A 14,160-nucleotide genomic window follows, 5' to 3' on the forward strand; every position below is an offset into this window, starting at 1 on the left:
AAATCCTGAAATATTTGGCAAGAGATCCCTACCCAACAGTTGCAAGCAGATGGTAAACAAACTTCATTAAAAAGTAGAACAAAAAGATGGGAAAATCTGGTGAGACTGCGCCAATGACAATTGCCGGATTTGCCTAAGTTCGCAGTTGTTGATTAAAAATCAGCAAGTTAAGAATTGTGTGACTTAGGGTATTGATTGTATATACGGTGATTGGAGTGCTATTAAATACAAACGCAATCTTTCCAGATATAACTCATATTGGAGCAACCAGAAATGCTTTCCTTTCCTACTAATCTGAGTAATTTACCCGAAATCATTGATAACTTGCCGAATATTTCTGGTTGGGAAACAGAAGTTCTCTCTGTAGTTAACCATAATGCGCCTGTATTTTTACCAACAACGAATATTAAGTTAGAAGATGTAAATGCTGTATTTGCGATCGCCTTACACATGCACCAGCCCACGATCCCTGCTGGATACGGTGGTACACTCATTAGCCATCTGCAATACATGTTTGAACATTCCAACGAAGGAGATAATCATAATGCAGCGCCTTTTGCTTATTGTTACAGCCGCATGGGAGATTTCATTCCCGAACTTGTAAATCAAGGTTGTAATCCCCGTGTGATGTTGGATTACTCAGGTAATCTTTTGTGGGGACTCAGACAAATGGGACGCAGTGATATTCTTGATAACTTGAAACGTATTACTTGCGATTCTACCTATCAACCTTATGTAGAATGGCTGGGTACAATGTGGAGCCATGCTGTTATTCCTTCCACTCCCATAGCAGACATTAAATTACATATAATTGCATGGCAACATAATTTTGCGGCAATTTTTGGTTGGGAAGCATTAGCACGAGTCAAAGGATTTTCCCCTCCAGAAATGCATCTTCCAAATCACCCTGATGTTCTCTTTGAATTTGTCAAAGCTCTCAAAGAATGTGGATATCGTTGGCTACTTGTTCAAGAACATTCTGTAGAAACAATTAACGGTGAATCTCTGAGCTACAAACATTTACCACATCGTCTGATTGCGCGTAATTCTCAAGGCGAAACAATTAGTATTACAGCTTTAATTAAAACCCAAGGTTCGGATACTAAATTAGTTGCTCAAATGCAGCCTTATTATGAAGCAAAAACCTTATCTAAACAACACCTAGGAAGTGTATTTGTACCACCAATAGTTAGTCAAATTGGAGATGGTGAAAATGGCGGCGTTATGATGAATGAATTTCCTAGTGCTTTCAAACAAGCTTGGTGGGATATGGTAAATCATGGTGGGGGAAAATCGGGTGTTGTTGGGATGTGTGGCACAGAATATTTAGAATTAATAGAAGCTGCTGGATGCAAACCTGAAGACTATCCAACTTGCCAACCAGTTGGGCAACATCAGATTTGGCAGCGAGTTTCACCAGAAAATTGCCAACCTGGGGCTGTAGAGAATGCAATTCAAGAATTAAAAGAAAATAACTCTAATTTTCACATAGATGGAGCCTCGTGGACAAATCATATTAGCTGGGTAAAAGGGTATGAAAATGTCTTATCTCCTATGTATCAATTAAGCAGTTTGTTTCATCAAAAATTTGATCCATTACAGCAAATTGATTCATTAGAAACTGTTACTAGACAATCTGAATACCGTAACATTCTTCTACATAACCTTTTGCTGCAAACTAGTTGTTTTCGTTATTGGGGACAAGGTGCTTGGACTGATTATGCAGGGGAAATTTATCAACAAGGTAAAAGCTTGTTGTAAAAGACATTTGATATCAGAATTCAGATTCCAGAAGCTAAACAGGGTTCTTACCTAGTTTTGATACGAATATTTGTGTACTTCACGTTCCTTTAAATGTGCTGTAAATAACGTGAGATCGATAATTTGAATTTTACCTCTCTCCTAAAAGGAGAGAGATTCTTGAATAATTGCGATCAATCTTACAGCCTCAGGCAAATATAATATACTTAAGATATTACATCTGAGAAAATACACGCATCCTAGAAGAAGTTATTGACGAAATATATTCAATTCCTAGTGTAAGCGATGTCTGACGACAAGCCGCTTTGCGTTGCGTCTACGCAATTATAGCTTGTAAACTATTTACTCAATAATCATGTTTGTATTTATATGACTTCACAAATTTTAGATAAATTCACCACCCTCGAAGAACAGCGGTTTCTCTTACCTGGCCATTACACTTGGGAAGAATTTGAGAAACTTGAGGCTTTAACAGCAGATGCGCCAGGTTTGCGGATAACTTATCTTGATGGGTCTGTAGAATTTATGACTCTTGGCGAACAACACGAAGCTATTAAAAGCGTGATTGCAATATTACTAGCGCTTTACTTATTTGAAAAAGATATCAACTTTTTTCCTGTAGGTAGCGCTACCCGTCGAGGAAAAGAAAAAGGTACTTCTTTTGAGCCTGATGAATCTTATTATATAGGGGAAAAAAAAGAAAATCCTGATTTAGCAATTGAAATAAATATTACTAGTGGTAGCATCGATAAATTAGAGAAGTACAAGCGTTTTAAAATTACTGAAGTTTGGTTTTGGGAAAATAATCAGTTATCTTTATATCACCTTATTAATGATAACTATGAACAAGTTACTCAAAGTAAATTATTACCAGAGTTAGATATAAATTTGTTATTACGTTGTGTTGTAATGCCTTCAATAATTGAAGCTAGGAAAGAATTTATCAAAGGAATTCGGCAGTAATATTTTAATTAAAATACTTTAAAAAAGATTATACAAGGAAAAAATAAACGTATTCAAATAAATTTAGATTTATCACCATAACTTTATGAGACAATAAGCAATCTGGCGCAACAGATTAATAGAGATAATGCTGAGGTGCTGTTAAAAGTGATGCCTACGCACTTCTATAACTTACAGTATAAGCCAAGCAAAAAGGTAAACATAATCTGGATTGCAGATAAAAACTAAAACTTGGAAACTGAAATTATTGGTATCTAAACAGCATGACATATATAAAATATTTATCAAAAATTATTGCCGCCACAGATAACAACCCGTTGTTTCTATCAATGGAAAACTTACAGTCACCAGAAGATGCAGAACTTGAGCGCAAACTGCGAGAACTCAAATTTAAACAAGAGCTTAGGAAAGATTGGATTATATTTATTGTTAGGGATGTAGTATTTTTTTCTGCTGCTATTCTTTTTATTTTTGCTGTCAGCGGTTATTCCCTATTTATGCAAATTTATAGATAATTTATCTATTTAAGTTGTAAATACTAAACTTTTCGCTGTGCCTGTGTGCTTATTAAAAAATTTGACAACTCATCTTCCTCAGTAAAGTTGCGTAATTAATTTTACAGACGACGAAGCCAACTTGCTACAAGTAAACTCATTGTCATATCCAGCTATTTAGATTATTCCATCAAAATAGTTGAAATTCTCTTCTGCAAGTTTTATGGATTCAAATTTATGACTATCGGAGTTTTCATCTTTGCTGTAGCTTTAGTTGCCATCGTTGCTCTGATTCTAATTAATGGTTACAACGATTTAGTAAAGTATCGCAACCGCTACAAAAATGCTTATTCTCAAATCGATGTTCAATTACAGCGTCGCTATGATTTAATTCCTAATTTGGTGGAAACTGCCAAAGGATATATGAAACATGAACGGGAAACTTTAGAAGCTGTGATTGCAGCTCGAAATTCTGCGATGAATGCTAACAGTCGCGCTGTACAAAATCCTGGCGATCCCCAAGCTATGCAGCAGTTGGGTAATGCTGAAGCAGCACTCGCAGGCGCGTTAAGTCGCTTCATGGTACTTTCAGAATCTTATCCGGAATTGAAAGCCGATCGCACTATCAGTCAAGTGATGGAAGAACTATCTTCTACTGAAAACCGCATTGCTTTTGCCCGCCAAGCTTTTAATGATGCTGTGACACTTTACAACACCAAAAGTGAATCTTTCCCCAGCAACCTTGTAGCAAATACTTTTAATTTTACTGTTGCAGAATTGCTTCCCGAAGCAAATTCAGAAGTGAGAAATGCTCCTCGCGTGTCTTTTTAGGTGTCTATGAATTTCTTTGAACATCAGGATCGGGCACGCCAAAATACGCAACAATTAATCGGGTTGTTTTCTCTATCCATCGCAGCCATGATTTTGGCGATTTATATTGCCACTTTATTTCTGTTTCGCATGGCTCCTCGTATTTGGTGGCATTCAGGTTTATTTCTCTATGTTGCTGGAATTACAATAATTGCGATCGCTTTAGGAAGTCTCTATAAAATTGCCTATCTCCGTGAGGGAGGAAGCGTAATTGCCGAGGAGTTAGGAGGCAGACTTTTACTACCAGAAACCGCCGATGAACAAGGACGACAACTATTAAATATTGTCGAGGAAATGGCGATCGCTTCTGGTATTCCTGTGCCAGAAGTTTATCTCCTCGATAGAGAAACCAGCATTAATGCTTTTGCTGCGGGATTTACGCCCAATGATGCCGTGATTGGAGTTACCCGTGGGAGTTTGCAAAATCTCAACCGAGATGAACTTCAAGGAATTATCGGCCATGAATTCAGTCACATTCTCAATGGAGATATGCGCCTGAATTTGCGTTTGGTGGGACTACTACACGGAATTTTATTCATTTATTTAACTGGGGAATTGCTGTGGCGGCTTCGTGCTGGCTCCCGGGAAGACAAAGGTTTGCCTTTGTGGGCGTTTGGTTTAGCACTAATGGCAATTGGCGGTATCGGCTTACTTTGCGGACGCTTGATTAAAGCCGCAGTTTCTCGCCAGCGGGAATTTCTCGCCGATGCTTCCGCTGTACAGTTCACTCGCAATCCCAAGGGACTTACCGAAGTCTTCCAAAAACTCCAACAAATGGATTCACGTTTGATTTCGCCCGGAGCAGAAGCCGCTAGTCACATGTTCTTCGGTAATGCGCTCAACCCTTCTTTTTGGGACAGCATGTTTTCTACCCACCCACCTTTAGCAGAACGTATCCGCCGTGTTGGGGGTGTCAACGTCAGCAATTTACCTCCTATCCGCAATCATACGCGTTCCCAGGAATCTCTAGCAATGGGCTTTGTGGGTGGTGCCAATGCCACGCCACAAGAGCTAGTCAATCAGGTGGGAACCGTTGCACCAGAGCATTTTGCCCACGCTCAAGGGCTGTTGTCACAGTTGCCAGAATCTTTGCGCTTGGGTGTGCGGCAGCAGGAAAGTGCAATGGCGATCGCTTTTGCGCTAGCCTTAGATACGGAAAATATCGAAATCCAAAAACGTCAAATTGCTTGGTTACGGGAAGTGCAGCCCGGAGATTTGGTAGAAAAAACTCTGGAACTGAGTAGCGAAATTAGCCAGTTAGATCCCAGTATTCGCTTACCACTTGTAGATTTGATAGTACCCGCATTGCGCCAAAATTCCGCCAAAGAATGCCAAAGGCTGTGCAAATGCGTCTACGGTTTAGTGAAAACCAAGGGCGATTTATCATTGTGGGATTTTGTGTTGCAGTTAATACTATGGCATCGCCTCCAACCTTGTATCAATCCTACGGCAGTGATAACAGTAGAATTCACCACCATCGAACAAATTTGGCTAGATAGCATATTAATACTATCGACACTCGCACGTGTCGGACATTCCGAACCCGATGCCATAGCTTATGCTTTTCGTTCTGGAGTTTTTCGACTTCCCAAAGCCGGAGAACAAGAAAAACCAGACACACCAGTTCCTTATAATTTTTCCGATCTGAAGAAAAGCATTGAACGCCTTCAGCTTGCTAGTCCTAAACTCAAGCAAGCTATTATTGATGCCTGTGCCCACACAGTACTCTTAGATAATAAAGTTACTCCAAAAGAAGCAGATTTATTAAGAGCGATCGCTATGACGTTAGACTGTCCTATACCGCCATTTTTAAATTCTCAACGTGGGGTTTCAAAACAAAAACAATCTTCTCCAAAGGTCAGTTAAAGCACAATTAATTTATTTAGCGATCGCAGTAAAAGAGTATCATATTGTACAAAAAAATCCTGACTTGTATATAAGTATTAATTTACTTAAAAAGTTTGGACAAAATACCCACTTGTTTCGCATTTTATAAATTTGGTTGCTATAGTAGATTACAGCGCTTTTCAAGTCATTGAACTACACCACTCCCCATTACCTCCCTGAATTGTGGTCAAATACCTGAAAACTGCTGTAAATAACTATTCTTGCAAGGATTTGAAAGCTGTGCGGGATGATTTACAGGGCTTGGAAATTAGTCAGAATGAACTGCAAAATCTGACTAATTTACCTGTCAATGAGGAACTGTTAATTATTACAAATATCTTGCTAAAATTTGGAAAAACATACATAGATAAAATTAAAGGTTCCGAAGGAGCGACTGTAATATTTATTGGATTTTCCACATTTGTTTTTACCTATATTTTATTTGATTTAGTTCTGAAAATATTTGTTTCATGGATAACAATTCCGTCCTGGATCTTCTTAATTGTTTTAGGTCTTTGGGTTGGTGGATTAACCCAAAGTATTTTATATATAATTTGGAAAAGCAGAACTAAATTAGTTAAAAAAAATATGAATAATTCTCTAGGAATACTTTTACATGATGTGAATAAATATAATACTATTATTAAAGCAATAGATATTAATGACCAAATAGAAGAAGCTGGTAACCCAGAAGTGGTTATAAAGCAAAGAGATAGTGTGATAGAAGCGCTTAAACTCACAAAATCTGACTTAGTTCGCGCTTTAAAAACAGAAAGGATATTGAGGGAAAATAAAAACTTTATTCTTAGTAATACGGAATTATTTGTCAATAATTTAGCAACTTTAACAGCCATGCAAGTACATGAACAGGCTACCGAGCATGGAAGATTACTCAACGAAGCATTACAAATTGCATTAGATGTACAACATGAAATGAAAAAATTACAGAGCCAGCGTTAAAAACAGTACTCCGGCTAATAGCTGCGCTCAGGAAATCAATTGGAGAAAGGATCACAATACTGCTCGCTTTGTGCATTTTTAACTCGGCATTGGATTTGGGGAAAAGGTTAAAGGTTTTTTCTTTCCCCCTTTCCCCTTCCCCTTTTCCCCTTAACCGACAAGTATTGGAAAGGATCAGACAATTTTGGATTTCGGACTTCGGCTTTGCTCAAGGTAACTCGCTCAGTCGAACGATTTTAGATTTTAGATTGACTTCACGGATAAATCCGCTTGCTCCATACCATCAAGGAATCATTGGTCAATACTCTCCATCAGTCCATAACAAACTTCCAACCAATTATCACTAATTGTGGGTGGGCCGAAAAGCCCGCCATTAATCAGGGCATCCTACAAAATATGGTTAGAGCTTTTTTATTTGGAAATTTATAGACGCTGTTGCACGTTAAAGCCCTAATGGCTTTTTTGGTAATCCTTCCCACGGTTGCAATCCCCGGTCTAACATAAATATTATTCATGAAGCGATCGCTTATCGGCATGGACTGGAAAGAAGTTAGAGGTAACTGGGTAGTCATTCCCCGAAATCCTATAGGTATCATCCATTTTTTAGGAGGTGCTTTCGTCGCCACTGCACCGCACCTAACTTATCGCTGGCTACTGGAACAACTGGCAAGTAAAGGTTACGTTGTCATTGCTACACCTTTCGTCAATACCTTGGATCATACTGCGATCGCCAAATCTGTGCTGCTCAACTTTGACCGCACCCTCGAACGCTTACATGACTCTGGGGCATTACGTAAGCTTTACTTCCCCATTTACGGCGTTGGACACAGTATGGGCTGTAAACTTCACTTATTAATAGGTAGCCTCTTTGAAGTTGAACGCGCAGGCAATATTTTAATATCCTTCAACAACTACGCCGCTAAAGAAGCCATTCCCCTAGTAGAACAATTCAATTCTACTTTGAAAATCGAATTTACTCCCTCACCATTGGAAACTAACAGACTTGTCCTAGAGCGATATAATATCCGGCGTAATTTATTAATAAAATTTAGCAACGATACCATTGACCAATCAGCAGCTTTAACCAAAATCTTGCAACAACGCTTTGGTGAAATGGTGACAGCGCAAACGTTACCAGGAAATCACACAACACCTCTAGGTCAAGATATCAAATGGCAAACTGGAACATCTTTCACTCCCTTTGATGCCTTAGGGCAATGGTTCAAACAAGAAGCATACCGCGACTTGAATCAGCTAAAAACCAGCATTCTCTTGTGGCTGAATCCGCTTGCACCTCCATAATCTTTTATGACTTTAAAAAAGCCATAAATTCGACGGAAAAATCAAAATATGTTAGTAGTATTAATACAGCAATATTACTAATATATTACTAAATTCTGATTAGCATATTACCTATCTATTTCTTTGCCTTTTTCGCAACGGCAGTCATTCATTTTAGAGACCAAAAAGACCGTCCTTGCTGTTTTTTGTGATTAGTAAACAAATTAGGTATTTTTCAATCGGTCAGCGAATAGTCTAGATCCTATTTTATTTTTCTATATTTACAGCAAGTTGTTAATTAGTTGTTCCTGCAACGTTCTATGTATCAAATACTAATAATTGATGACGATCATTCAATAAAAATACTCCTGAAAAGGATGTTGGAAAAACAGGGATATGAAGTAATTGCTGCCAGTAGCGGCGAGGAGGGAATAGAAAAGGCGCTGGCTTGCCGTCCAGCACTAATTATTTGTGATTGGATCATGCCGGGGTTGAATGGTCTGGAGGTCTGCCACCGCATTAAAACAGACCCGAAATTTTCCACGACATTTTTTATTTTATTAACATCCTTAGATTCCGTTGCCGATTGTGTTAAAGGGCTAGATGCTGGTGCTGATGATTTTATCTCCAAACCCATTGAACATAATGAATTACAAGCACGGGTAAGAGCAGGATTACGCCTGCATCAATTGAGTAGAGATTTGCAGACTCAAAAGTTGCTTTTAGAATCAGAAATGTCAGAAGCCGCAGAATATGTGCGCTCGCTCCTGCCTTTTCCTATGACTGAACCCTTCAACATCAATTTTCGATTCATTCCCTCACGGCAACTCGGCGGTGACTGTTTCGATTATTACTGGCTTGATGCTGATTATTTGGCAATTTATTTGTTGGATACTGCTGGACACGGACTCAAAGCCACTCTTCCCTCCGTTTCAGTGATGAATTTGCTTCGTTCTCGTGCCCTTAAAGGTCTCAATTACTATCAACCTAGTGAAGTCTTAAAGGCTTTGAATGATACCTTCCAAATGAATTATCAAAATGACAAGTACTTTACAATCTGGTATGGAGTTTACAACCGAATCAATCGCCAGTTAATTTATGCTAGTGCAGGTCATCCACCAGCAATTTTAATTACTGGCACATCTCCCAGGAAATCCGAAATTAAACTCCTGAAAACTACAGGTATGCCAGTTGGGATGTTTCCAGAGGCAAAATATATTGATGCCTTTTGTAATATTGAAAAATTCAGTACTCTTTATATTTTTAGTGATGGTGCTTATGAAATCACGAAATCAGATGGCACACTTTGGAGTTTAGATGCTTTTATTCAGCTACTAGTTAGCTTACAAAATTCTGTTGATAGCCAACTCGAACAGGTACTGAGTTATTTAATCGCTCTCAACTCCAAAGATGGTTTCGATGATGATTTATCTATCTTGCAAATTCAATTTGATTAATTAATTTTTCGACACTAAAACTTGATTAAATGCTTCTTGAGTGGGAAAGATTTCAAATATCTTATCCATATTAGTCAGTTCAAATAATATCCTGACTTGCTCATTAATTGAACAGATAACAAGCTGAATATCCGCTGCTCTCAAGGTTTTAAAAGCTAAGACTAAAGCTCCTAAACCAGAACTATCCATAAAAGTTACATCTTGAAAATCAAGTAAGACAATTTTCACACCAACTTCAATAATTTTAGTAATATTTTGTCGAAATTCTTGTGAAGTTGTGGAGTTCAGATTCCCACTTAGTTTAATAACTTTGACTTCTTCTCTCATAATTATTTCACCGCGATTTGTGTAAATGTTGTTTGGATTTTGCTATTATATACCTATAGTAGGATTTTTTTAACTATCGAAAAATAAAAAATCAAATTCAATATTGATAAATTCTTAATTATTTGAAATTACTAAATAAAACTTTGAGAAATATTCACTATTGATTATTCATTTAATTAAAAGTAGCGATCGCTCCTAAAATTTACTGGCAAAAATATTACATAAGCCCTTGAGTAAATTAGCTTATATATAGTTGTGTAAAATATATTTAATCATTTAAAATATTGATAATTTTTTCTAATTAACATCTAATTTTTTATGTTTCATAGGTTACAGAATTGAACGAATTCAGGTTTGGATTTGAGAACGTAAAACTAATAACTTTGATTTGGTTTCCGCCAAGTTCAAACATACAAATTATACCAATTTTAAAAAAAAATGCGATCGATACATACTCCCAAACCCTTGTTCTGTCTGGCTTTCTTAATTTTAAATTTTGAATTGGTATTAGATGATTTTTCGGCATGAAGGTAGTAGCTTATTTTGGACTAAGAGGAATAGTAATCACAAATTCAGCCCCACTTCCTGGCTGCGAAATACATTCCAAGCTGCCACCATGCTTTTGTGAAATAATTTGGTAGCTAATAGACAAACCCATGCCAGTACCTTTACCAATGGGCTTAGTACTAAAGAATGGGTCAAAAAGTCGCTGTTTCACTTCCTTAGGTATTCCCAATCCATTGTCAGCAATGCGAATAACAACTTGTTTTTCGCTAGTGAGTTCAGTATGAATGGTAATCGTGGGAATTAGATATGTGGCATTGGGAGTCTGGGAGATTTGAGAGCAATCTTTTATAACCTTTCCCTCCACACTTTCCCATCTCTCCATCTCCCCACTCTCTACTCCCCACTCATCATTCCCCATTGCCTCCTCTAAAGCATCAATCGCATTAGCCAAAATATTCATAAACACCTGATTGAGTTGCCCAGCATAACATTCCACCAAAGGCAAATTACTGTATTCTTTGATAACTTGAATGGCAGAGTGGTTAGGTGTAGCCTTGATCCGATGTTCCAGAATCATCAGAGTACTATCGATTCCCTCATGGATATTTACCTCTTTCATATCAGCTTCATCCATGCGAGAGAAATTGCGTAATGATAAAACGATCTCTCGAATTCGTTCGGCCCCGACCTTCATTGAGTTAAGGAGTTTGGGCAAGTCGTCTATCAAAAACTCTAAGTCAATCTCTTGTGCTAATTCTTCAAGTTGAGCTATGGGATGGGGATACAGTTGTTGATAAAGTTCTACAAATCTTACAAGATCTTTGATGTAGTCATTGGCGTGGGTGAGATTGCCGTAAATGAAATTCACAGGGTTATTGATTTCGTGAGCAACACCCGCCACCAATTGTCCCAAACCTGACATCTTCTCACTTTGGACAAGCTGCATTTGAGTTTGCTGGAGTTCTTCAAGGGCTTGTTCTAAATCTTTTGTCTGCTGCTTTAACTGAGTTTCTGCCCGTACACGCTCAGTAATTTGAAATGTTGTTCCTACCAATCGGTAGACTCTACCTTCAGTGTCTTTGAGGGGATTAATTGTAGTTAGCGACCAACTTTCCTCACCTTGGAAGGTCAAGCATTCTTCATAAGTCATTGGCACGCCTGCTTCTAAGCAGTTTATATATCTCTGACGAACTGCCGCACCTTCTACAACACCAGCCACATCTTCTGGCGTTTTACCAATTACTTCTATGCTACTGATACCAGTGGCACGTTCTGTAGCTGGATTCCAACCCGTAAAGCGAAAGTCACTATCTTCTAGAACATCCACTACAAATATCAAATGTTCAGATCCCTCGTAGACGGTGCGGAGGAATTGCTCTTTCTGTTGAAGTTGCACTTCTGCGAGTTTACGCTCGGTGATATCAGTAATTGCACCAACCAAACCAAGATTCTGCCCTGTAGAATCTTTCAGAGAATAAGACCTGAGGAAAGTCTGCATAATCCGACCACTAGCTGACTGTTGCTCAACCTCTCCTATCCAGGACTGACCCGAAATAGTAACTTGCCATATCTCCTTGGCAACTGCCGAGTTAGTAAAGACAGCAGAAAAGCTCCCAAATTTCATGAAATCCTGCACAGTTTCACATTCATACAATTTGGAAAATGCCGAATTTTGGTAAATGTGATTACCCGCAGCATCCGCTATGCCAATAGCATCGCTGGAGCTTTCTACCGCTTGCTTGTAAAGCATTAATTCTGCTTGTGCCTGTTGCCGTTGAGAAATCTCAGTTTGTAGTGCCTCGTTAGTTTTGATTAATTCTTGAGTCCGTTCTTCTACTTGTCTTTCCAGTTCTGCATAAGCTTGCTGGAGTGCCTCGTGGGTTAGTTGAAGTTTCTTGATATCGTTAACAATCTGCAATAGAAAGGCAATAGAGACATTTTGCTGTTGGTTTTTAACTGGACAAGTGCTGACGAGTTCCCATAATTGATTGGGGAACTCATTTGTTTTGTTGTCCTTTTGCATACCCTAAGTCCTGTTTGTAACTGGAGTTTAGATGCACCTTCCCTCTCAAAAAAGTTATCTGAGGCATCGCTTCTGCTGCTTTAGTATTCCCTGCGTCTGTTATTTCTCAACAGACAATACTAAAACTGAGAATTTATGATTTATAACTCCCCAGTGTTAACTTGTAATTCCTGACTTTCTCAATACTTCGTGACGTAAGGGACTGGGGAATGGGGAGTGTGGGGAGTGTGGGGAGATGGGGAGATGGGGAGATGGGGGAGTGTGGGAAGAAAAGGGGGAAAGATTTCTTTCCATCCTCCCACACCTCCCTCACCTCCCACACTCCCTGTTTACCCTATACCCAATTCCCAACCCCTGTTACACAGGACTTACTTTGGCTCTATAAAGCAGTTTGTCACCTTGAAGGTAACCAGTGTAGCGCACCTTGACTATTTCTCCAGGTTGTGCTGTCCCCTCCATCAATTGATGTAGTTGGGGATCGTAGGCTACCTCTCTTCCTACAGATGCGATCGCTTCCACTCCCCATCCGTGTAAAAGTTTTTCTAGGGGTTTCTGCACCAACGGCACTATTTTGACTGCTGCTAGCTGTGGATTTTCTTGGGCTTTTTGTGCTGCTGTTGGCCATTGCAACAACAAAGACTCCAGCAGCTGTATAGTTGACTGCTGGAGTTCTTGTAGTAATATTTCTCGCTGCTGTTCCAATTGAAGTTGCAAGCGATCGTACTCTGTTTTTAAATTTGCAATTTCTTGTAATAATTCTTGATTAGCTGCTGCTGGATTTTGTAATAATTCTACACTTGAAAAAGTTGTGACTAATTCACTCAACGGCATCTCTAGGACTGGCGACAGCTTCAGCAACACATCTACTCGCATCTGCTCTAGTTTTCCTTGCCGTAACCGCAAAATTTGACGCTCTGAGACACCAGCAGCACGACTGAGCGCTTTAAAACTAGAAATACCCACTCGTTGCATTAAATTTTGTAACTTTTGGGTGAAATCAATATTGGGCATAGGGAATAGGACATTGGGCATTGGACATTGGGCGTTGGGCATTGGGCATTGGGCATTGGTTATTTTTCTCATCTCTCCATCTCCCTCATCCCCCATGCCCTATTCCCTATGCCCCATGCCCTATTCCTATTCTTCCAGCAAGCTTCTCAACATCCAAGCTGTTTTTTCGTGTACTTGCATCCGCTGAGTTAATAAATCGGCAGTAGGTTCGTCGTTAACTTCATCCACTACGGGGAAAATAGACCGTGCAGTTCGGACTACGGCTTCTTGTCCCTCTACTAGTAAGTTGATCATTTCCACAGCTTTAGGAACTCCAGGAGTTTCTGGAATCGAACTTAATTTGGCATATTCGCTGTAAGTTCCTGGTGCGGGATAGCCAAGCGCTCTTATTCTTTCAGCAATTAAATCAACTGCTAGCGCTAATTCTGTATACTGGGTCTCAAACATCAGGTGCAATGTTTGGAACATGGGCCCAGTCACATTCCAATGGAAATTATGAGTTTTCAGATACAGTGTGTAGGTGTCAGCCAAAAGGCGAGATAATCCCTCGGCAATTTTAGCCCTACTCGCCTCGTCAATGCCGATATTCACATTTTTGACTGTTACTTGTGATGACATA

Annotated in this window: 12 protein-coding genes; 8 read left to right on the forward strand and 4 right to left on the reverse strand. The window is 39.1% G+C overall.

Annotated features, from left to right (window positions below; all coding sequences use genetic code 11):
- Positions 1-273: 273 nt before the first annotated feature.
- The 8 genes from ACM0OY_RS03635 (at position 274) to ACM0OY_RS03670 (ending at position 9,673) form a co-directional block, all read left to right on the forward strand.
- A complete protein-coding gene (locus ACM0OY_RS03635) occupies positions 274-1,761 on the forward strand; it encodes a glycosyl hydrolase family 57 (RefSeq protein ID WP_414567524.1) in 1,488 nt (495 codons plus the stop codon).
- Positions 1,762-2,130: 369 nt separating this feature from the next.
- Positions 2,131-2,724, forward strand: coding sequence for a Uma2 family endonuclease (locus tag ACM0OY_RS03640; protein ID WP_414567525.1), 594 nt, complete (start codon positions 2,131-2,133; stop codon positions 2,722-2,724).
- Positions 2,725-2,987: 263 nt separating this feature from the next.
- The gene (locus ACM0OY_RS03645) at positions 2,988-3,239 is read left to right on the forward strand and encodes a hypothetical protein (protein WP_414567526.1); all 252 of its coding nucleotides are present in this window, start codon (positions 2,988-2,990) and stop codon (positions 3,237-3,239) included.
- A gap of 216 nt (positions 3,240-3,455) precedes the next feature.
- A complete protein-coding gene (locus ACM0OY_RS03650; protein ID WP_414567527.1) occupies positions 3,456-4,049 on the forward strand; it encodes a LemA family protein in 594 nt (197 codons plus the stop codon).
- A 6-nt stretch (positions 4,050-4,055) separates the two neighbouring features.
- Positions 4,056-5,954 carry a M48 family metallopeptidase gene (locus ACM0OY_RS03655; RefSeq protein ID WP_414567528.1) on the forward strand — a complete coding sequence of 633 codons (1,899 nt, stop codon included), beginning with the start codon at positions 4,056-4,058 and terminating at the stop codon, positions 5,952-5,954.
- A 261-nt stretch (positions 5,955-6,215) separates the two neighbouring features.
- Positions 6,216-6,935 (forward strand): hypothetical protein, encoded by a 720-nt coding sequence (locus ACM0OY_RS03660; protein WP_414567529.1) that lies wholly within the window; start codon positions 6,216-6,218, stop codon positions 6,933-6,935.
- Between the two features lie 534 nt (positions 6,936-7,469).
- Positions 7,470-8,237: a DUF1350 family protein gene (locus ACM0OY_RS03665; protein ID WP_414567579.1), complete on the forward strand. Its 768-nt coding sequence runs from the start codon at positions 7,470-7,472 to the stop codon at positions 8,235-8,237.
- A 299-nt stretch (positions 8,238-8,536) separates the two neighbouring features.
- On the forward strand, positions 8,537-9,673 hold the full coding sequence (locus ACM0OY_RS03670) for a PP2C family protein-serine/threonine phosphatase (protein ID WP_414567530.1): 1,137 nt from the start codon (positions 8,537-8,539) through the stop codon (positions 9,671-9,673).
- On the opposite strand, the gene ACM0OY_RS03675 is transcribed toward ACM0OY_RS03670, so the two are convergent.
- From ACM0OY_RS03675 to ACM0OY_RS03690, 4 genes are all read right to left on the reverse strand, one after another.
- Positions 9,674-10,000, reverse strand: coding sequence for an STAS domain-containing protein (locus tag ACM0OY_RS03675; RefSeq protein WP_414567531.1), 327 nt, complete (start codon positions 9,998-10,000; stop codon positions 9,674-9,676). It abuts the gene before it with no gap.
- A gap of 538 nt (positions 10,001-10,538) precedes the next feature.
- Entirely contained in the window at positions 10,539-12,530 is a 1,992-nt protein-coding gene (locus ACM0OY_RS03680; RefSeq protein ID WP_414567532.1) for a PAS domain S-box protein, read from the reverse strand.
- A gap of 357 nt (positions 12,531-12,887) precedes the next feature.
- Complete coding sequence (grpE, locus tag ACM0OY_RS03685) at positions 12,888-13,541, reverse strand: nucleotide exchange factor GrpE (protein ID WP_414567580.1); 654 nt, start codon at positions 13,539-13,541, stop codon at positions 12,888-12,890.
- A gap of 126 nt (positions 13,542-13,667) precedes the next feature.
- The gene (locus ACM0OY_RS03690) at positions 13,668-14,159 is read right to left on the reverse strand and encodes a Dps family protein (protein WP_414567533.1); all 492 of its coding nucleotides are present in this window, start codon (positions 14,157-14,159) and stop codon (positions 13,668-13,670) included.
- Between the last annotated feature and the right edge of the window lies 1 nt (position 14,160).

The sequence above is a fragment of the Nostoc sp. CCY 9925 genome, assembly GCF_963920935.1.
GTDB lineage: Bacteria > Cyanobacteriota > Cyanobacteriia > Cyanobacteriales > Nostocaceae > Nostoc.